The 18678-nt window shown below is 47.0% G+C and carries 22 protein-coding genes and 1 pseudogene; 16 read left to right on the forward strand and 7 right to left on the reverse strand.

The annotated features are described in order from the left end of the window. Positions 1 to 111 precede the first annotated feature (111 nt). From C1I60_RS12170 to C1I60_RS12205, 8 genes and pseudogenes are all read left to right on the forward strand, one after another. Positions 112 to 1380: a sulfotransferase family protein gene (locus C1I60_RS12170; protein ID WP_137061944.1), complete on the forward strand. Its 1269-nt coding sequence runs from the start codon at positions 112 to 114 to the stop codon at positions 1378 to 1380. Next, positions 1377 to 3302: an asparagine synthase-related protein gene (locus tag C1I60_RS12175; RefSeq protein WP_137061945.1), complete on the forward strand. Its 1926-nt coding sequence runs from the start codon at positions 1377 to 1379 to the stop codon at positions 3300 to 3302. Before C1I60_RS12170 ends, C1I60_RS12175 begins: the two co-directional genes overlap by 4 nt. 54 nt (positions 3303 to 3356) lie before the next feature. Continuing rightward, entirely contained in the window at positions 3357 to 3485 is a 129-nt protein-coding gene (locus C1I60_RS12180; RefSeq protein ID WP_137061946.1) for a paeninodin family lasso peptide, read from the forward strand. Positions 3486 to 3594: 109 nt separating this feature from the next. Beyond that, on the forward strand, positions 3595 to 4656 hold the full coding sequence (locus C1I60_RS12185; RefSeq protein ID WP_137061947.1) for a dephospho-CoA kinase: 1062 nt from the start codon (positions 3595 to 3597) through the stop codon (positions 4654 to 4656). Continuing rightward, entirely contained in the window at positions 4625 to 4927 is a 303-nt protein-coding gene (locus tag C1I60_RS12190) for a lasso peptide biosynthesis PqqD family chaperone (protein WP_014280292.1), read from the forward strand. The genes C1I60_RS12185 and C1I60_RS12190 overlap by 32 nt, the downstream gene beginning before the upstream one ends. Position 4928: 1 nt before the next feature. After that, positions 4929 to 5390, forward strand: a pseudogene (locus tag C1I60_RS26310) (lasso peptide biosynthesis B2 protein); the annotation flags it as partial. 6 nt (positions 5391 to 5396) lie between these two features. Further along, positions 5397 to 6581, forward strand: coding sequence for a nucleotidyltransferase domain-containing protein (locus C1I60_RS12200; protein WP_137062261.1), 1185 nt, complete (start codon positions 5397 to 5399; stop codon positions 6579 to 6581). A gap of 20 nt (positions 6582 to 6601) precedes the next feature. Further along, a complete protein-coding gene (locus C1I60_RS12205) occupies positions 6602 to 8476 on the forward strand; it encodes an ABC transporter ATP-binding protein (RefSeq protein WP_137061948.1) in 1875 nt (624 codons plus the stop codon). Positions 8477 to 8529: 53 nt separating this feature from the next. On the opposite strand, the gene ku is transcribed toward C1I60_RS12205, so the two are convergent. Continuing rightward, positions 8530 to 9444: a non-homologous end joining protein Ku gene (gene ku / locus C1I60_RS12210; protein ID WP_137061949.1), complete on the reverse strand. Its 915-nt coding sequence runs from the start codon at positions 9442 to 9444 to the stop codon at positions 8530 to 8532. A gap of 364 nt (positions 9445 to 9808) precedes the next feature. On the opposite strand from ku, the gene C1I60_RS12215 reads away from it, so the two are divergent. The 3 genes from C1I60_RS12215 (at position 9809) to C1I60_RS12225 (ending at position 10844) form a co-directional block, all read left to right on the forward strand. After that, positions 9809 to 10207, forward strand: a complete 399-nt coding sequence (locus C1I60_RS12215) for a RidA family protein (RefSeq protein ID WP_137061950.1) — start codon at positions 9809 to 9811, stop codon at positions 10205 to 10207. Between the two features lie 160 nt (positions 10208 to 10367). Then, a complete protein-coding gene (locus C1I60_RS12220) occupies positions 10368 to 10607 on the forward strand; it encodes a hypothetical protein (protein ID WP_014280296.1) in 240 nt (79 codons plus the stop codon). 57 nt (positions 10608 to 10664) lie between these two features. Next, entirely contained in the window at positions 10665 to 10844 is a 180-nt protein-coding gene (locus C1I60_RS12225; protein WP_044645186.1) for an H-type small acid-soluble spore protein, read from the forward strand. A gap of 159 nt (positions 10845 to 11003) precedes the next feature. Here the strand turns inward: C1I60_RS12225 and C1I60_RS12230 are convergent, their stop codons facing one another. Genes C1I60_RS12230 through C1I60_RS12245 form a run of 4 tightly spaced genes read right to left on the reverse strand, consistent with a single transcriptional unit; the run spans position 11004 to position 14348 of the window. Next, a complete protein-coding gene (locus tag C1I60_RS12230; protein WP_137061951.1) occupies positions 11004 to 11660 on the reverse strand; it encodes a 3-oxoacid CoA-transferase subunit B in 657 nt (218 codons plus the stop codon). Continuing rightward, positions 11657 to 12322 carry a CoA transferase subunit A gene (locus C1I60_RS12235; protein WP_137061952.1) on the reverse strand — a complete coding sequence of 222 codons (666 nt, stop codon included), beginning with the start codon at positions 12320 to 12322 and terminating at the stop codon, positions 11657 to 11659. Before C1I60_RS12235 ends, C1I60_RS12230 begins: the two co-directional genes overlap by 4 nt. A 41-nt stretch (positions 12323 to 12363) precedes the next feature. Next, positions 12364 to 13104: an acetoacetate decarboxylase gene (locus C1I60_RS12240; protein WP_137061953.1), complete on the reverse strand. Its 741-nt coding sequence runs from the start codon at positions 13102 to 13104 to the stop codon at positions 12364 to 12366. Between the two features lie 59 nt (positions 13105 to 13163). Next, a complete protein-coding gene (locus tag C1I60_RS12245) occupies positions 13164 to 14348 on the reverse strand; it encodes an acetyl-CoA C-acetyltransferase (RefSeq protein WP_137061954.1) in 1185 nt (394 codons plus the stop codon). Between the two features lie 693 nt (positions 14349 to 15041). Between C1I60_RS12245 and C1I60_RS12250 the strand changes: the two genes are divergently transcribed. After that, positions 15042 to 15629, forward strand: coding sequence for a DJ-1/PfpI family protein (locus C1I60_RS12250; RefSeq protein ID WP_137061955.1), 588 nt, complete (start codon positions 15042 to 15044; stop codon positions 15627 to 15629). Positions 15630 to 15744: 115 nt separating this feature from the next. Here C1I60_RS12250 and C1I60_RS12255 read toward each other — a convergent pair whose 3' ends face one another. Then, on the reverse strand, positions 15745 to 16125 hold the full coding sequence (locus tag C1I60_RS12255; RefSeq protein ID WP_137061956.1) for a hypothetical protein: 381 nt from the start codon (positions 16123 to 16125) through the stop codon (positions 15745 to 15747). Positions 16126 to 16325: 200 nt separating this feature from the next. Here C1I60_RS12255 and C1I60_RS12260 point away from each other — a divergent pair, with 200 nt between their 5' ends. From C1I60_RS12260 to C1I60_RS12270, 3 genes are all read left to right on the forward strand, one after another. Then, positions 16326 to 16559 (forward strand): helix-turn-helix domain-containing protein, encoded by a 234-nt coding sequence (locus C1I60_RS12260; RefSeq protein ID WP_044645178.1) that lies wholly within the window; start codon positions 16326 to 16328, stop codon positions 16557 to 16559. A 299-nt stretch (positions 16560 to 16858) separates the two neighbouring features. Further along, positions 16859 to 17221 (forward strand): hypothetical protein, encoded by a 363-nt coding sequence (locus C1I60_RS12265; RefSeq protein WP_434784394.1) that lies wholly within the window; start codon positions 16859 to 16861, stop codon positions 17219 to 17221. 108 nt (positions 17222 to 17329) lie between these two features. Then, on the forward strand, positions 17330 to 17509 hold the full coding sequence (locus tag C1I60_RS12270; RefSeq protein ID WP_137061958.1) for an aspartyl-phosphate phosphatase Spo0E family protein: 180 nt from the start codon (positions 17330 to 17332) through the stop codon (positions 17507 to 17509). Between the two features lie 27 nt (positions 17510 to 17536). Here the strand turns inward: C1I60_RS12270 and C1I60_RS12275 are convergent, their stop codons facing one another. After that, complete coding sequence (locus C1I60_RS12275) at positions 17537 to 18064, reverse strand: cysteine hydrolase family protein (RefSeq protein ID WP_137061959.1); 528 nt, start codon at positions 18062 to 18064, stop codon at positions 17537 to 17539. A gap of 134 nt (positions 18065 to 18198) precedes the next feature. Between C1I60_RS12275 and tsaE the strand changes: the two genes are divergently transcribed. After that, positions 18199 to 18678: a tRNA (adenosine(37)-N6)-threonylcarbamoyltransferase complex ATPase subunit type 1 TsaE gene (gene tsaE, locus C1I60_RS12280; protein ID WP_137061960.1), complete on the forward strand. Its 480-nt coding sequence runs from the start codon at positions 18199 to 18201 to the stop codon at positions 18676 to 18678.

The raw sequence follows: 18678 nt of genomic DNA on the forward strand, positions 1-18678 counted from the left end.
AGAAATTATCCGTCAAAGGGATTGACAAGATACAATATGTATCATAAATTTATAATAAAATACGTAGTGTATCTATTAAATGTCTTGAGCAGAGGTAGAGGAGGAGTTTCCTTGATTGATAAGCAAGGCGAGGGACTGGTTTTCCTGCTTAGTGTCCCCCGAAGTGGAAGCTCGCTAGTGACTACCATTTTGCAAAACCACTCCCGCCTGTTTGCCACGCAGGAAATGTGGTTCCTGCTCAGCCTACATGATCTTCCCCAGTCGCAAACACGTCCCTATGGGGGAACTGGAATCATCCGGCAATTTTTTAACGGTATGGTTCCTCCGCACGTATTGGAACAGGCTTCCCGATCGTATGCACTTGAGATCTATAACGGTTTGCTTGAAGGGACTAACGCAAATATGGTTATCGACAAATCCCCGCGTTACTATACGGTGCTGGAATTTATAGACCGTCTTTTCCCGGCAGCCCGCAGGGTATGGCTTATCCGTAATCCCTTATCTATTGCGGCTTCATTCAAAAAAGTTAACCAAATGCGTGGCGAACGTTTTCATCTGCTGGAGGAGCTGGAAAGCCCGCATTTTAATATGAAGATGACGGATATTACGGTCGGTTTGTTCCGTTATGCACATTATTTTGCCACACCTCATCCGCTTGCATACCCGCTTGTGTATGAACAACTTGTAGCCAATCCGGCGGTGGAGGTCGGGAGGCTGTGCGATTTTCTGGGTGTCGATTATGAACCGGGCATGGAAAAGTACGGGGATTTTGCGGATACACCTAAATCCAGTCTTTTTTACAGCATGGGAGCTGGGGATCCGTTCGTGGGGGAGCATGAACAGACGCATCAGGATTCGGTACATAGCTGGCAACATCTGTTGAACAAAAAGGAAATCGAGCTGTATTGCAGAAGCATCGGAGCTCGTATGTTTACACAACTCGGCTACGGGGAAGCACTGGAGCAGGCCGAGCATATAACCCGGGTAAGGTTTGAAGAGGAAGCCGATGTGGAGCTACTAAGTCGGCGTACGAGCCAGTTTCTCCAGCAAAGCGGCTTTGAGTGGAAGAACGCTTATCGGATGCTGGAAAAGCAGGGTGCGGATAACAGGGGGTTTATAATAAAAGCAGGACAGCATCCTGTACTTCAAGATTCTCGACAGAATGATGCTGTACAGGTTGTAAATGATAGACGGCTCCAATCGCTGGAAAACAGGCTGGCACATAGCTATGAGGAGCGGAATCGTCTGATCGCACAGCTCCAAACCTACCAACGCAGAAATCAACGGCTCCGATCTCGTATCCCCTTTGCTCGTCATTTGGGGCGCTGGGCATCTGTAGCGCTATCAGTTATGGAAAAAGAAAAAGGGGGGAAAACGTGAGTGCGATTGCAGGAATATACAGCTTCGGACATAAGCCCGTCTGCACCGAAGAAGGCGGTAAAATGATGCAAGCTCTGCGAAAATATCCCGCCGACCGCGTTTGCGCCTGGTGTGAGGGTTCTATATTCTTGGGCTGCCACGCGCAGCATGTGACACCGGAATCCATCCATGAGCGTCTCCCTTTTTATGACGAGGAACGGAATTTGGCAATTACGGCGGATGCGATTATTGACAATCGATCCGAGCTGTTTGAACGGCTGGGGGTGGGACAGGAACGGCGGCAAGACATCACGGACAGCGAGTTAATTTTGCTGGCATACGACAAATGGGCGCTCGACGCGGCCCGCTATCTGATAGGCGATTTTGCCTTTGTCATTTGGGATGCCGGGCTGCACAGGTTATATGGCGCTCGTGATATGGCAGGAAGCCGCACACTGTATACATACGAACATGACCGAGGGTTTGCATTCAGTACAGTAGTAGCCCCTCTTCTGACGTTGCCTTCCCTGCGAAAAGAATTGCATGAGCCGTGGCTGGCGGAATTTCTGTCGATCCGCGCCATGCAGGAATCCGTCGATATTGGGACAACTGGCTACAAGCATATAAACCAGCTCCCGCCCGCCCATTGGTTCACCATGGAGGAGGGAAAGTCAACCATCCATAAATATGCATCTCTGGATGATGTGGAGCCGCTGCGGCTCAAAACCGGCGGCGAGTACGTGGAGGCTTTTCGCGAGGTATTCTCACAGGCGGTGAATGCCAGATTGCGCACGCATCGTGGGGTGGGAGCGGCCTTGAGTGGCGGTCTGGATTCCGGTGCGGTTGCCAGCTTTGCCGCGCCGTCGCTGCGATTGCAGCAAAAGCCTCTTCATGCGTACAGCTATGTGCCCGTACAGGATTTTACGGATTGGACACCATCGACACTGCTGGCGAATGAACGGGCTTATATCCAATCCACGGCTCGATATGTGGGCAACATTCACGAAAATTACCTGGATTTTGAGGGGAAAAGCCCATTTTCAGAAATTGATATCTGGCTGGAATTGATGGAAGCTCCCTATAAATATTTTGAAAATTCGTTCTGGATCAGAGGCTTTTATGAAAAAGCACAGGAACAAAATGTGGGTGTGCTGTTAACCGGAGCGCGAGGTAATTTTACCATTTCGTGGGGGCCTGCGCTGGACTATTATGCCCGTCAGCTTCGTCGTTTGCACTGGCTGCAATCTTTTCAGGGATTGTGGCAGTACAGCAAGCTGACCGGAAGGCGAGTATCGCATTTATTACCCGTGATGCTGAAGAAAGCGACCTCGCTCGATTCTCGTTCCTGGTTACGCGGCGGTAATCGGAGTCCGGTTCCTTCGCTCATTCACCCGGAGTTTGCCAAGCGGATGAATGTGGAGGACATTCCGACTTTGAGTGGAACCGGGTGGATGAAGAATGCAGATCAGGCGAGAAAAGAGAAGTTCACGAATTTGGCGATTGCGAACAAAAATGGTGTGGTTGCGACCAAGCTGTCGCTGCGTTACGGACTGTGGGAACGTGATCCGACCGGAGACAGCCGGGTGATCCGCTTTTGCCTGTCGGTGCCCTTTGAGCAATACGTGCAAAACGGCCGGGATCGCGCACTTATTCGCGGAGCCATGCGGGATTATTTGCCCGATGATGTCCGGTTAAACCAGCGTGTACGCGGTGTCCAGCCTGCGGATTGGCTGCACCGTATGCTCCCCTGCTGGGAGACGTTTATGGGGGAACTTCAACTGCTGTGCCATGATTTACATGCCGCCGAATTTCTGAATATCGATGTCATTAAAACGGCTATGGCGAAGTTTCGTCAACCGCGACCAGAGCAGGCGTCCGATCCCAACCTACGATTGCTGATGCACAGTCTGATTGTGTACCGCTTTATACGCGGATTTAACTGATGCGGTCTTATCCGGTAGGACAGATACGTCGCTCGTTGGAGGGGAGGTGATGACATGAGTAAAAAAGAATGGCAAGAGCCAACCATAGAGGCGCTGGATATTAACCAGACGATGGCAGGTAAGGGCTGGAAACAGATTGACTGGGTATCTGACCATGATGCCGATCTGTATAATCCAAGCTAGAGAGTGGCAATTATTCAATACACAGCCGTCTTTATTTCTTGGGGTTTGAAGGCTTTGCTCGAAGAAATAAAGGCGGGATTTTTAAAGGGCAGAGGGAGTGAGTCCTATCGTGCATGACAGGAGTACCAATGTTAACCTGACGATGTATACAGCCTTTGGACTCAAACTTGCCAGCGAGCTGTATCTGCCTGAATTGATACCCGCAGCACCGGGAGCGGTGGAGGATGTGGTCATTCGTCAGACTGATTTGACAGCATGGAGCGATCAGTTGGAGCAGGCTAATTTTGTGATGCAGGGTGAGCGCTTTATGTTCTATATACCGGACACAGCCATTTACGCCGTCAGGAGAGGCAGGGAAATTGAAGTATGTTCTTACTCCGGTGCTGATCCGGACACGGTAAGGTTGTTTGTGCTGGGCACATGTATGGGTGTCCTTCTGATGCAGAGAGGGATAGTGCCTATTCACGGGAGTGCGGTAGTTATCCGAGGTAGGGCCTATGCTTTTGTAGGCGAATCGGGAGCAGGTAAATCGACGCTGGCTGCTGCTTTTACCCAGGCAGGGTATCGGATAGTCAGTGATGATGTTATTGCTATGCAAGCTACGGCTTCCAAAACCATAGTCTATCCGGCTTACCCACAGCAAAAGTTGGGTCTGGAAAGCTTGCTCCAACTGGAGGCTTTACAGGGTAATAGGCATGCACACAAAAGCAATCACGGGCTTGTTTTAATGGACGGCAATCCTGCGATGCTCAAATATGGACATTTGCGTAAGCTTACAGGTGAACTGAATAAATATGCCGTGCCGAGAGTGGACTACTTCTACAACAAACCGCTTCCCTTGGGAGGTGTATTCGAGCTGGTGGCAGAGTCTCCAAATCGTGAGTTCCAATGTGAAGGGAAGTTGCCGGCGGTTATGGAACAACCTTTGAACATGCTGGAGTGCTTGCATACGTTATTGCTTCATACATATCGCAGGGTGATCATTCCGCGAATGAGTCTGGGTGAATGGCATTTTGGAACGGTAGCCCAGGTGGCCCGGCAGGTGGAGGGCTGGCGACTACTGAGGGATAGCTCTGCTTTTACCGCGTCCGAGGTTGTACACCGGGTACTTGATATCATTTGTAAGGAGGAAAACAGCTGTGGCAGCTACTCATTCCATGAAGGATCATGACCGTGTCATTCACGGTGAGGAAGTCTATGTCAGTGACATGGACGGGGAAAAGGTCATGATGAGCATCAACACAGGAAAATATTATAATCTCGGCTTCACGGGAGGCCGAATCTGGGAGCTGGCGGAATCCTGCCCTTCACTGGGGGAGATCGTAGCTGCTTTGACGGATGAATATGAAGTGGACGAAGAACGGTGCAGACAGCAGGTACATACCTTTGTGGCTGAACTGGAACGGGAAGGACTGCTAAAGCTTCTGAGGGAGACGGTTTAAAATGTGGATTCAACGCCTTCGGCGTCTATCCCCGGAGATCAGGAGACTGCTGCCGGAAGCCTGGCTGCAACTCGGATGGGCGCGTCTTCACCAGCATCGTCCATTTGAAGATTATGCACGCGGTTGGGGAATACGTATGGAAGAAACCTCTTGGGAGTGTGATGCCCGGCAGAAGCAAGACGTTCGGCATATTTCACATGCGGTGGAGCTGGCAAGCCGTTATACCCCTTGGCACAGTAGCTGTCTTGTGCAGGCTGTTGCCGCAATGACGTTGCTGGGTCGCAGAAAGCTGGACTGCACGCTGTATCTTGGCACAGCCAAGAATGCTGCGGGACGTTTGGCGGCACATGCCTGGGTGCGGAGCGGACCGATTTATGTTACGGGCGAACGAGAGATGGGGGCGTTTACCGTAGTGGGTACCTTCGGCAGGCGTGCTGTGACGGACCAAAATACGAAGATTGCTGAAAGCATGTCCACCCATACAGCTCTGAAATCTGACCGCTGGAATGAGGATCAGGAATTAACGCTGCTGCTCTTTTTACTGCGAAAAGATGCCACTTCAAGGCTGGATACAATCGATGCTGGTGATCTGCATGGATTGGATTGGGCCCGCTTGCTACGGCTGGCAGAACACCATCGGGTGGTACCTGCGGTATATCTTCGGTTGAAAAGAATAAATCATCCAGCCATCCCCGCTGAAATGCTGCGCAACCTTCAGGCGCAATATCACCGGAACACCCTGCGTATGTTGCACCTGCAAGCGGAAGCCGGGCGGGTGACTGGGCTGCTCATGAATCATGGCATCCGTGTACTTATGCTCAAGGGTCCTGCCTTGGCGCAGCAATTGTACGGGGATGTTTCCCTGCGTACCTCCAAGGACGTAGACTTACTCATTGCTCCGGGCGATATGGATATGGCGGAGCAATGGATGCAGGAAGCCGGGTATGTACCCAAAAGCGGAGAAGCGCGTGTCCTGGGCAGTTGGAAATGGAAGGACCATCATGCATCCTTTCTTCATCCGCATAAGCGGGTAGAGATAGAGCTGCATTGGCGGCTCCACCCGGATGCAGGCGGAGAACCTTCTTTTGAGGACCTGTGGAAACACAGGCAAACCGATGAAGTCACAGCCACAGGAGTACCCTGTATGTACACGCTTGGCAGCGAGCACCAGTTTCTGTACCTTAGCGCACACGGGGCGCGTCACGGCTGGTTCAGGCTGCGCTGGCTGGTGGACATCGACAGGCTTGCGGTACGCGCCGTCGATTGGGAGGCGCTTCTGCCGATGATGCGCCGATATGGGGGCCTGCCTGCGGGCGGGCAGGCTTGGGCGCTCGCCGCTGCGCTGCTGGGCACCTCGATACCGGAGCCGCTGCGTCAGGTAGCGGCTACACGGCTGGCGCACAGGCTCGCGCTGAGCGCGCTGGACTTCATTCAGGCCAGCGACCCGGTAGCCGAACCAACGATCCAACAGCCAACCAGTCGATCCTATTTGCTCTCCCTAAAGGAGCCGAGCCACCGATTGCTGTACCTGATCAGCCGTTTGCTTCCTTCTACGGGCGATCCGGCCGTTTTACCGCTGCCTCGCCAGTTACATTTTCTGTACATCCCTCTACGTCCATTTCTCTGGCTAAAACGGCGATTCTCAAAGCACTGACCTGATAAGGAGCGTGCATTATGTACCACCTGCGATTATATATGACTAAGCTGTATGCCGTGAACGGCGGTGCGTTATTTCTCAATATTGGATGTATGATCATCGTCAGCTTGCTGGAGGGGTTGGGTATTTACATGCTTGTTCCCATGCTGGCGGCTATCGGCATATTTGGCGGTCATGCAGGGATGGCCATCCTGTCAGGCGGATTGGATCATTTCTTGTCAAACATCCCTAAAAGCTGGCTGTTGCCGGGAATGCTGTTGCTTTTTGCGTTGCTACTCATAGGGCAGGCTCTGCTTCAGCGTTACCAGTCCATTCTGAATTCACGGATTCAGCAACGATTCATGCGTTCCCTTCGAATAGATGTATATACCTCCTTTATGAAGGCCCAATGGACTTTTTATTTGCGTCAGCGGAAGTCTGATTTCAGCCATGTGATGACAACCGAGCTGGCGCGTGTCAGTCAGGGAACCAATTTGCTCCTTCAGCTCACCACAGCCGTTATTTTTACGCTGATCCAGATTGCGCTGGCTTTTTGGCTGTCTCCTTCTTTAACCGGACTGGTGTTTCTGTGCGGATTGGGGCTGTTTGTCGTGTTTCGCAGATCCATTCAAAACGCTAAACAACTGGGCGACCGTACCACCGAGCTGTCGCAGGTTTATTTTGCCGGAATTACCGACCATATGAACGGGATGAAGGATATTAAAAGCAATCTGCTGGAAGCCGCGAATATAGACTGGTTTCGCTCCTTGACCCAACGGATGGAGGACAATACAACCCAGTTTGTACGGCAGAACGCAACCACACAATTTTTTCATCGCACAGCCGCTGCTGTATTTGTTGCTTGCATTATGTTTGTATCACTGCAATGGCTACATGTCTCTCCTGAAAAGTTGATTGTGCTCATCCTTATATTTTCCCGCTTATGGCCAAGGTTTGCCCTTATTCAAGCGAGCCTGGAATATATCATGTCCATGCTGTCTGCCTTTGAAAGTGTGACCAAGGTACAGCAGGAATGCGAAGCTTTCTCAGATCCGTCGCTAACGGCACTTACAACCTTTGAGACTCGCGTTTCAAGCGTTCTATCGGCAACCCATCAATCTGTATTAGCATCTACAACTTCATCTGTACGCCAACCCTTGTATCTACGTACAGGCATTGAATGCAGTGGTCTGGATTATCGGTATGAGGGTACAGCAGCGCTTGCATTACACCAAATAAATCTGTTCATCCCTGCTCGGGGAATGACGGCTATTGTGGGGAAATCGGGCGCAGGCAAAAGTACAATGGTTGACGTTCTGATGGGATTTTTACGACCAACTCAGGGCCAGATTAAAATAGACGGACATATACTGGACGACGAGTTGTTGCCACAGTGGCGGCAATCGTTTGGCTATGTGTCGCAGGACCCTTTTTTATTCCATGCCACCGTCCGTGAAAATTTGAAGCTGGCGGATGCGGATGCGAGCGAGCAGCAGTTATGGGAAGCGTTACATTTTGCAGCCGCAGACGGGTTTGTTGCCAGATTGCCCGAAGGACTGGACACGGTAATCGGGGATCGCGGCATTCGTCTGTCAGGAGGGGAACGTCAGCGGCTAGTGTTGGCAAGAGCTGTCCTGCATCGTCCTCCAGTACTCATTCTGGATGAGGCGACAAGTGCGCTGGATGGAGAGCATGAAGCCGATATTCAGGCGGCGCTGGAGCGGATGAAAGGTCAAATGACGCTGATCGTCATTGCCCATCGACTGTCGACCATCCGTCATGCCGATCAGATTGTCGTTCTGGAGCAGGGAGAGATTATACAGCAGGGGAATTACCGTCAATTGGTGCAGGAGGAGCGGGGGGCGTTCAGTCAACTGCTGTCTTACCAAAGCAGTGTGTTCTCCACCCCTTAGCCTGTTCTGTTGACAATGCTTAACTCCCCACTGGATATGGAATGGGCACAGTTTCAGGTTTCCTTGTGTTTGGCTGTGCTTCTTTTCTTTTTGATCGGAGTTGGAGAAACGGCATCTCCTGCCACTGCTTGTTGTGTTGTTGTGGCTGCTGCTTTACGCGCAGGGCGTTTTTTCACGTCAGGGCCGGGATCGGTAACGACAGGCTTCACTGCCTCGATGCTGGCCTGGAGTGCAGCCATCAAGTCCACGACATTGGCCTGTGGCTGGGACGGGGCGATTCGGATCTCTTCTCCAGCCACTTTATGCTGAATGAGATCCAGCAGCCGCTCGCGGTACTGGTCCGTGTATTTTGCTGCATCAAAAGGTGTAGATAGCTGCTCAATGAGCATTTTTGCCATGGTCAGTTCCTTCTCTTTAACTTCCTCCTGCCCTGGCAGATTAGGAACCTGGGACACTGGGCGAATTTCATCCGGGTAAAACATCGTCTCCACCGCCAAGCATTCATCCAGTACACGAATAGCCGCCAGACTGCTTTTGGATCGTATCGAGATTTGAGCAATGCCAATTTTTCCGGTATCCTTCATCGCATTCATAAGAAGCTTGTAAGCATTGGAGCCTGCCTGATCCGGGGACAAATAATACGTTTTTTGAAAATAAATCGGATCAATCTCCTGCAAGTCCACAAAATCCAAAATAACGATATTTTTATCCGCTTGTCCGCTGATTTGCTCCAGTTCCTCCTTATCGAACATGACAAACTTCCCTTTTTCGTATTCATAGCCTTTTCCAATTTCCTCCCATTCGACCTCCTTGTCACAAACGGGACACTTTCGTACATAACTGAGCGGACTTCCGCATTCCTTGTGAATATAACGCATGGAAATATCCTTATCCTCTGTCGCCGAAAACATCTTAACAGGCACATGAACCAGCCCAAAGCTGATCGCGCCTTTCCAGACCGTATGCATACCGCCAGTCCTCCTTTTCTTTAATCCGCATGTTGTATCCTTCGATTCCAACGCTTGGCTGTGAGCATATCCACTTTTCACTTAGATTTTTCACTTAGTATGCTTCGGAGGGCTACATCGCATAACACAATGATTTGAGGTTGTTAAGTTACATGGGTTATATTAAGATAAGGAATAATAAATAATCTTGCCATTTTATAAGGAAGGAGTGTTCATGTCATGAAGAAAAGATCATTAAACTTTATATCTTTTGGATATGGATACTCTACTGCTGTTTTTTTCTAAAATCATTTTTATGGGTGGAGTCTGCCTAAAAATGGTAGGAGAAACGGTAGAAAAATTTTAAAATGACGAGGTCGATAAAATGAAAAATGAAAAAATAACTAGAAAAAACCCGGCAGGTATGCCGAAACCAGTAGGGAATTACACACATATAACTAAAATTCCCAGAAATTCAGAGCTATTCGTGACTTCAGGTCAAATCGGAGTAGATCAAAATGGCCAATTCCCAGAAAGCTTTAACCTACAAATCAGCAATACTTTTAATAACATTAAATCAGTTTTGGACGCCGAACAATTAACCGCTGACAATATTATTAAAGTAAATGTTTGGGCAACTGAGCAGATAGATTGGGATTACATGTATTCCCAATGGGAAAAGTTATTCGGGAATGATTATCCTGCAATGACGATCGGCTACCTTACTGCTCTAGGATTGCCTGAAATAAAAATTGAAATTGAAATTTGGGCAGCTAAAGCATAAAAATAATAACTCATTTATAGGATGGAATCATAGATAGCCCCGGTCTTCGTGAGAAGCTGGGGCTGTTTTATGTTTAAGCTCATGAAAAATCCGCTTGCGCATGGTTACAGCTTTTTTGGTGCATAGTAAGGTATATCCGATTCAAAAGGAGGTACAATTTATGCCCGGAAAATCCTATCCTCGGCAAATCAGACATCGTGTGGGTCAAAGCCATATCGCCTTTCGGGGACCCGCCGGAGGCGAACAGGATGCATTGCCACCCGAGTTTGCCCTTTCTCATGGAATCCAGCCGCCTTTTCCTGTAGCTGTGGGTCATGTGGATTTGGAGGCCGTGGTTTCAACCTCGCCTTCTCATAGCATCCCTTCATTGGACGTTGAACGGATTATAGATGAGGACTAGGTGAACCTGTATTTCTGAATACATGGATACAAAACAAATCATCAGGAGGAGATCAGCATGAACGTGGAACGAGCAAAAGCGATTTACAATTCATCCGAAAACATTGCCGTGCAATTAGAGGGTAAACCGATCTGGATCGAGCATGTAGATGAAGCAAACGGTATGGCTACCGTACAGGTGGGAAGCAACCCCGGTAATACTCAAACCGTTCGGGTGGATCGTCTGGAAGAGCGATAGGAGATGGGCACAAGGTTAATGATTGGCTGACACTGGGTATCTGTTGGACGAGCCAGCTCCGGGCTTTCACCGCAGAATGCTGCTTGAATGGTCCACTCCAACAAAAAAAGGCTCGCAATTGCTCAATGAGCAATTAGCGAACCCTACTTGTAAAAATGTTTACACTGCAATAGCCTTCAAATGTGGTGAAACCATCAGTTTAGCCTCTGTTGCCATTTGAACGTCTTCTACCGACAAACCCGGAGCAATTTCCTTCAGCATCAGCCCTTTACCCGGAATAACATCGATGACAGCCTTTTCGGTTACTATGGTCTTTACAACATTTACAGCGGTCAGGGGCAGCTTGCATTGTTTCAGTATTTTCGGCGCCCCATTTTTGTTTACATGCTCCATGGCTATAATCACTCTCTTGGCTCCGACCACCAAATCCATGGCTCCCCCCATACCGGGTACCTTTTTCCCAGGGATCATCCAGCTTGCAAGGTTGCCTTTCTCATCGACCTCCAAGGCGCCCAAAACGGTGATATCCACATGTCCTCCGCGGATGATAGAAAATGAAAGCGCACTGTCAAAAAAGGAAGCTCCTTTTACAGATGTAACGTAGTTTCCGCCTGAATCGATACAATCGAGTCTTTCTTTTCCCTGAGCCGCTTTGGGACCTACACCGAGGATTCCGTTCTCTGCCTGTAGCATAATATGGATGTTTTCGGGGATATAGTCCACCACCATTGTAGGCATTCCAACACCAAGGTTGACAACTTCGCCATCTTTGAATTCCTGGGCTATTCTTCGAACAATCAATTCTCTGTTATTCATGCGTGTCCACCCACCTTTACAATCGCGTCGACAAATATGCTGGGAACGTTGACATGATTGGGGTCAATTTCCCCCGCCTTTACGTATTCGTCTGCCTGAGCAACTACATACTCTGCTGCTGTAGCCATAACCAAATTAAAGTTGCGTGAAGAGCCGTTAATGACCAGATTCCCCTCTTCATCAGCCTTATGGGCTCTGATTAACGCCACATCCGCTTTGAGCGGCAGTTCGAGCAAATACTCCCTTTCGTCAATTTCTATTTTCTTTTTTCCTTCCTCTACCATGGTGCCTACACCTACAGGTGTTAAAACACCGCCCAAACCGGCTCCCCCTGCGCGTATTTTTTCAGCGAGCGTGCCTTGCGGAAAGAGCTGAACCTCCGCTTCTTTCGTCATAAGGAGCCTTCCCGTTTCTGGATTGGAGCCGATATAGGATGCAAAAATCCGTTTTACTCTGCCACTTTTTACCAGATTATAGATAGATAATTCCGGCGTGCCTGTATCATTCGAAATAATTGTTAGATTACTGGCGGAATTTGTGTCGACAAGCGCACGTACCAGATCCTCCGGGAAACCTCCTGCCAGAAAACCTCCGACCATCACCGTGTCTCCGTCTTTGACCTTCTTAACTGCTTCTTCAGCGGAGATTACTTTGTTATTCATGGTTCCTTCTCCTTATATATATATTTTTAGGAAAGCAAACTTTATTGGAGATAATCGTAGAGGACTCTTCCATATGGAAGCGTTAAATCGGCAATAAAATGTTTTCCGCCAACATAAGCTTGAACCGGCAAATCTGCCACAGGAGCATTGACATGGGGGATCAGGCTTAATCTGGCAGGCCCTGACCAGGCGCCTTTTACAGTAATGTTTTCGAGATTATACGCTACTAACTGAGCAATTTTGGGGGTACCGTCAATATCAGGAATTAATTTCAAATTAACTTGCGTTTTTGCGATCGCTTTAGCCGTTTCCTGTTCATCAAGAATATTATATTTGAAAGGCATGGTTCCCATGGCCACCAGGACGTGATTATAATGCAATGTACCCGTCAGCGTCTCCGTATCCTCAACGATCAGGCGAGGCTTCGCCCATTTTTTCGGAAATCCCCAGATTTCACGTCCCCCAAGAATAGCAGGCGCGTTATCCAAATACATTTGGGCAACAAAATTACAGGGTTCTCCTTGAAAAGTACACGGAATGACAATACCGCTTTCCTCATAGCTTCCTAAACCGGATGAATCGGGCATCTTGATCCATTCATAGGAAACAGTATTGCTTCCATCCGGCTGAAGAGGTTCCGGGACCGCTTGTCTAATCGCAGCGGGGTCGGATTCATAGGTAATGATAAAAAATTCCCGGTTGATGAAGCGGCATGGCGGGCGCCCATAACTGCCGCTGGCCGCAGGCATGGATTGAAGTGAAAGTACATCTTTTTGATTCATAGCGATTCTCCCTTCCTTATTAAGAGGTAGTTCCAAAAGTCATCTTTTGAACACGCATTTTAAATGAGTGCATTTTCAACCAGCATCGCTATTCCCATTCCCGTTCCGATGCATAACGAGGCGATGCCGTAACGTGAAGATCTTCGCGCCATTTCATGAACCAACGTAACCAAAATCCTAGCACCGCTTGCACCGACAGGATGCCCGATCGCGATCGCGCCGCCATTGACATTCACCTTCTCCGGATTGGCCCCAAGCTCTTTCATCACCGCTACTGCTTGTGCGGCGAACGCTTCATTAATTTCAAAAAGATCAATGTCATCAATGGACAATCCCTGTTGCTTAAGAAGGGTCGAAATGGCTTTCACCGGTCCCATTCCCATATATGCAGGGTCAACGCCAACAAGTGAATAACCCTTGATATATGCCAACGGCTTTAACGCATGTTCCTTACATTTGTCTTCCGACACTACAAGCATAGCCGCCGCGCCATCATTGATTCCTGAAGAATTTCCGGCGGTAACCGTTCCGTTCTCCTTAAACGCAGTTTTTAAATGAGAAAGTTTTTCTTTCGTTGTATTTCCTCTTATGTGTTCATCCTCCGTGAAATAAATAGTTTCTTTTTTGGTTTTGATCATGACCGGAACAATCTGTTCTTCAAAAACCTTGTTGTTTTTTGCCTCTACAGCCTTTATCTGGCTTTGATAGGCGAATTCATCTTGCTCAAGTCTTGAAATTCCATATTTATCGGCAACATTTTCTGCGGTAATTCCCATATGGTAATGGTTGATCGGGCATGTAAGGCCGTCGGTCACCAGGGAGTCTACCAATTCACCGTTGCCAAGCTTGTAGCCGTTTCTTGCATTCCTTAGCAGATAAGGAGCGTTCGACATGCTCTCCATGCCTCCTGCCAAGACGATGTTGCCTTGTTCCGCTAATATTGAATTGTAGGCTAAACCGACGGCATGAAGTCCTGACCCGCAAACCGTGTTTATCGTTGATTCGGGTACATCAATGGGGATACCGGCTTTTAGTGCCGCCTGTCTAGCAGGATTTTGGCCATTGCCTGCCTGAAGAACATTTCCCAAATAAATCTGATCAATTAAAGCAGGCTCTAATTTACTTTGCTGAAGGCATGCTGTCATCACAGTTGCTCCCAATTCAGGAGCGCTTAGGGGCGCAAGGGTTTTGTTAAAAGAGCCGACCGCTGTTCTCAACGGGCTTACTAAAGCTACTTTTTTCATAAAAAATTCACATTCCTTTCGCTGTGTTCAAGACACAATACATCCATGACTGCAATTCAATTCGTAAATTCCGCTTTTACCTTACGAAGCGCAGCGACTGCAAGATACATTTACATGCGGGCATATCATGGTGCCTAAGACAGTGAGTGTGACGGTTCGATCGCCTTCTTTCTTTCGTTGGAAATTAAAACCAGTTTCATCATAGTTCTAATGCAAATTTTGCTCAATGTTCAAATATTTACATATATCTAAGTACAGATGTTTATAAAGCCATATACTCCAAAATAGATAGGTCATTCTAATGTTTTCTGTTAATTTCTCTATTTTTCTGAAAATCATGATCATAAAATGAATTTTCTGTTAAAAATGAAATTTCTAATCAACACGTGAAAAAACGAGGCCAATCGTTGAGTTTGCACATCTTCCTCTTAATCCGCCCTTCCTTTTCTTCGCAAATAGCACCTAACTTATCGCTGGGAAATAAAAAAAAGCCATTCACAATTTTCTGAAGACGGCTTTGCCATTAAATATTCATGATCCTCGTCATAATTGTGCCAGCTTGCTTCTTGTTAACGGTGTCATCCCAATTACACAAAAAGCTCCTGAATCTCCACAGAAGGAAATTCATTTTATAATGTTTAATCCAGGAAACAGGGTGTATAGTATGGTTAATGTTTGAGGGAGGTGAGACGTATGGACTTTAACATATGCTTGTTTGATGATTTTGAAACACTGGATGTATTCGGACCCGTTGAGATTTTTGGCCGCCTGCCAGAAGAGTATGACTTAAAATATTTCTCTATGAACGGGGGGATGATTGAGAGTCGGCAAAAAACCAAGATTGTTACTGATCCTATTGCACAAGCAAAGCCCGATGGCATATTCATGATCCCGGGCGGACAGGGGACAAGAAGTTTAATCCATGACGATCAATTTATGAAACAGGTCAAAGAGATTGCGGAACAGTCCTGTTTTTGTATAACCGTCTGCACAGGTTCTGCGCTGCTTGCTAAAACAGGCTTGTTAAAAAACAGGCGCGCCACATCCAATAAATTAGCCTTTGATTGGGTAAAATCCATCGACACGGAGGTTGACTGGATTCCAGACGCAAGATGGGTAGTAGATGGAAAGTTCTATACTTCATCCGGTGTATCTGCTGGAATAGACATGTCCTTAGGCTTTGTTTCTGACCAGCTTGGTCTTGAAAAAGCTCAACAGGTTGCCAATCAAATTGAATACATTTGGAATTCCGATAAACATGATGATCCTTTTGCGAGATAAGTATATTGTAAAAGATAAGGAGGTTCGATGATGACATCTTTCGCACATCTTGTGTTGCCCGATGCTTTTCTGCCGGACGATGGTGAGTTCGTTTATATTGGTCATCTAAGCGTGCTTATTTATTGTTTCTCACGAAATTTAATTTGATATCTCCACGATTCTCTAGCCACAGCAGCTCGTTGAGTAAAAATGTCATGCTATCCATAGTATGTAGTCTTTCAATAGTATCCGATACAACTGTCATGAGATCACACTGAATGTTTTCTGCAAGTTGTAGTCCACCACTGTTACCGTCGACGAATAAGTGTGTATGTTCAGGATGGTCTATCTTAAGTACATGACGGAGCCACAAGCAACCATGCTCAATGTGAAAGAAGTAGTGTTCACCGTAAATGATTCCCTCAAATATCTCATACATATGTGCTTGATCATAGGGTCCAAATACCATCGCTGCCCGTTCTAGTGCGAGTGAATTAGTTTCTGGTGCTATAAACATATAATTGTGCCTCCTATTGGATAGTTGAAAAATGCTTTGGAACTTTAACATATTGCTAATAACGAATGGTTTTGCTACGATGGTTGTACGTGAATATTAGTTAACATTTCAATATGTCAACATTTTGGTCATGATTGAATAATACCTAAATATTTTCCGTATGTCAACATGTAGTGCTTATTTTTTTTGGAGGGATTTCTATGGAACCTTTGAGTATACGTTGTCGCCTTGGAGAAATGATGAGAGAACGTGGATTGCAAAACAAAGATGTAGTGGAGTTAACAGGTGTGAGCCGAAACACAATTACCTCCCTTGCTGGCAATGCCACCAAACGTATAGATTACGATACGCTCGGTGCATTGTGTCGTGGATTAGGTGTTACTCCCGGTGATCTTCTGGAGTACATACCGAATGCCAAAGAAAGTACTGAATAATTGACATGGACCGTTACTATTAACGGTCTTTTTTGCATAATATGCAAGACAGAGTAAGCATATAAGGAATGTTTCGATGAGGAAAATTCTTTTGTTCACAGTCCTGATCTAATGGAATGGAGAAAAAGAAACAATGCTATCATAACTGAGTTTACGAATGGCCGTTTCTTTTTGACTCAGTATACAACAGATAGAAAAGATGCTCCCCTATCTACTTGGTATTCAAATGGCTACAAGGTTTATGCGTGGAAAATGAGTACTGCAAAAAGAAGCCCAAATGACTGAGGTGTTTTATGCGCTTGATTTGTTTAGTATTATTAATAATCCTTGCATCATGCTCAAATGTAACAGACAGTTCGACCAAGGAGGTTAGTACTGAATATGAAAATGTTCAGGAACTTAACAATTTACCTGTTCCCAGCACTGCCATCGAAGTCGATGAAAAATCTGCTAGAGATTTAAAGAACTATAAAATTCCTCAGTCCTTTGAAAATTTTAATGCTTCATATCAAGAAAAACTCAAAGGTGAGGGATGGGAAATAACTGAAGTCGAGAGCAACAAAGTAATATCAGTAGAGAAAAACAATATTAAATACTTACTGATTATCACTAAAAGCTCTGACACTCAATCAACCAATGTTACAGTTAGAGAAAATTTTTAAGACCCCACACGGGGTCTTTTTTCTATAAATCGGACATTTTTTCTGAATTTATTCATCCTCATAATAGAAATAACCTCTTACACTAAGATCATAAAAGGAGGGATTGTGATGAAAAAGCAAGAAATTTTGCGATATCGCTTGGAAAAGAACAGACAGAAGCTCTACCATCTTCAAAAAGAATACGGATTGGATGATGCACGTGTACTCAAGCAATCTATGCTTCTCGACGAACTCATCAACCAATACAATCGGACCTTCTATACAAATGTAAAAAAGCCGACTGCTTAAAAGCAATCGGCCTCAAATGGGTTCATATTAAAAATGTACATCCTCCGTTGCAAGCAAACGTACAAAACGATTACCGAGCATCTCATTGTGGTGAGCAACGATTTGTTCGCCACTCAGGACCTTACTATTAAATGTACTGTGCGCATCCGATACAAGCACATTATTCTGGTACCCCAGACTGTAGGCGTTCCGGCAGGTCGTGTCTAGGCAGAACTCGGTCTGCATCCCGGCAATGATGAGCCGATCAGCCCCCAGTTCCTTCAGCACATCGCCCAATTCAGTTTGGTAAAAGCTGTCCCAGGACGTTTTACGGACAATCCGCTCATGGGGAAGAGGGCGCACTACATCGGCTATGGCCCACCCTATGCTGTTTTCCTGAAAATCCTCGTCCGTCTCGCTGGTATGCTGGATAAAAATAACGGGCGTGCCTGCTGCTCTGGCTTTGGTCAAAAGCTGCTGCAAATGCTCTACAACTTCCTGCTCTCGATACAGCTTCTCATCATACATAAACATAGTCTGCTGCACGTCAATCATGAGTAAAACGTTTTGTCCCATCGTTTCGATTCCTCCCTGTATGTTTCATCTATCTTACATTAGCATGTCTTCATGTCTTGCGGCGACATAAGGTGAACTATATAATAAAGGACAAGTTGGAACGGTCCGATTCGGACGAAAGGTGATTAAAATATATGACAATTTCGCAGGAACAGTTTACGTTCCGTTCTGCCGGAGAGGCGCAGACCGGAGCTTTGGCAGGGATTTTGGCAGCCAAAGCGGTTCCCGGAACGGTGATTGTACTGGATGGAGATCTGGGAGCGGGCAAAACCGCTTTTTCCAAAGCCTTTGCCAGTCATCTGGATGTGCCGGGTATCGTAAACAGCCCAACCTTTACGATTATTAAGGAATACGAAGGTCGATTGCCCCTGTACCATATGGATGTGTATCGTATTACACAGGATGAGGCAGAGGATCTGGGGCTGGACGAATATTTTTACGGGACAGGCGTGTGTCTGGTGGAATGGGGCAGTATTATACCGGATATTTTGCCGAAGCAGCGGCTTCACATGTATATAGAAACAACGGATGTGGAGGAGCGCTTGATTCACCTTACCGGGTACGGCGAGCCTTATGAACAATGGTGCCGCAGTTTGCGGGAGAATGGAGTTTGA

Source organism: Paenibacillus terrae (assembly GCF_005217525.1).
GTDB classification, from domain to species: Bacteria; Bacillota; Bacilli; order Paenibacillales; family Paenibacillaceae; genus Paenibacillus; species Paenibacillus terrae_C.

Coding starts and splice junctions, on each gene's coding strand:
- C1I60_RS12180 (WP_137061946.1), top strand. CDS start 3,357: ATGAGTAAAAAAGAATGGCAAGAGCCAACCATAGAGGCGCTGGATATT.
- C1I60_RS12200 (WP_137062261.1), top strand. CDS start 5,397: ATGTCCACCCATACAGCTCTGAAATCTGACCGCTGGAATGAGGATCAG.
- C1I60_RS12205 (WP_137061948.1), top strand. CDS start 6,602: ATGTACCACCTGCGATTATATATGACTAAGCTGTATGCCGTGAACGGC.
- ku (WP_137061949.1), bottom strand. CDS start 9,444: ATGCATACGGTCTGGAAAGGCGCGATCAGCTTTGGGCTGGTTCATGTG.
- C1I60_RS12215 (WP_137061950.1), top strand. CDS start 9,809: ATGAAAAATGAAAAAATAACTAGAAAAAACCCGGCAGGTATGCCGAAA.
- C1I60_RS12220 (WP_014280296.1), top strand. CDS start 10,368: ATGCCCGGAAAATCCTATCCTCGGCAAATCAGACATCGTGTGGGTCAA.
- C1I60_RS12225 (WP_044645186.1), top strand. CDS start 10,665: ATGAACGTGGAACGAGCAAAAGCGATTTACAATTCATCCGAAAACATT.
- C1I60_RS12230 (WP_137061951.1), bottom strand. CDS start 11,660: ATGAATAACAGAGAATTGATTGTTCGAAGAATAGCCCAGGAATTCAAA.
- C1I60_RS12235 (WP_137061952.1), bottom strand. CDS start 12,322: ATGAATAACAAAGTAATCTCCGCTGAAGAAGCAGTTAAGAAGGTCAAA.
- C1I60_RS12240 (WP_137061953.1), bottom strand. CDS start 13,104: ATGAATCAAAAAGATGTACTTTCACTTCAATCCATGCCTGCGGCCAGC.
- C1I60_RS12245 (WP_137061954.1), bottom strand. CDS start 14,348: ATGAAAAAAGTAGCTTTAGTAAGCCCGTTGAGAACAGCGGTCGGCTCT.
- C1I60_RS12250 (WP_137061955.1), top strand. CDS start 15,042: ATGGACTTTAACATATGCTTGTTTGATGATTTTGAAACACTGGATGTA.
- C1I60_RS12255 (WP_137061956.1), bottom strand. CDS start 16,125: ATGTTTATAGCACCAGAAACTAATTCACTCGCACTAGAACGGGCAGCG.
- C1I60_RS12260 (WP_044645178.1), top strand. CDS start 16,326: ATGGAACCTTTGAGTATACGTTGTCGCCTTGGAGAAATGATGAGAGAA.
- C1I60_RS12270 (WP_137061958.1), top strand. CDS start 17,330: ATGAAAAAGCAAGAAATTTTGCGATATCGCTTGGAAAAGAACAGACAG.
- C1I60_RS12275 (WP_137061959.1), bottom strand. CDS start 18,064: ATGGGACAAAACGTTTTACTCATGATTGACGTGCAGCAGACTATGTTT.
- tsaE (WP_137061960.1), top strand. CDS start 18,199: ATGACAATTTCGCAGGAACAGTTTACGTTCCGTTCTGCCGGAGAGGCG.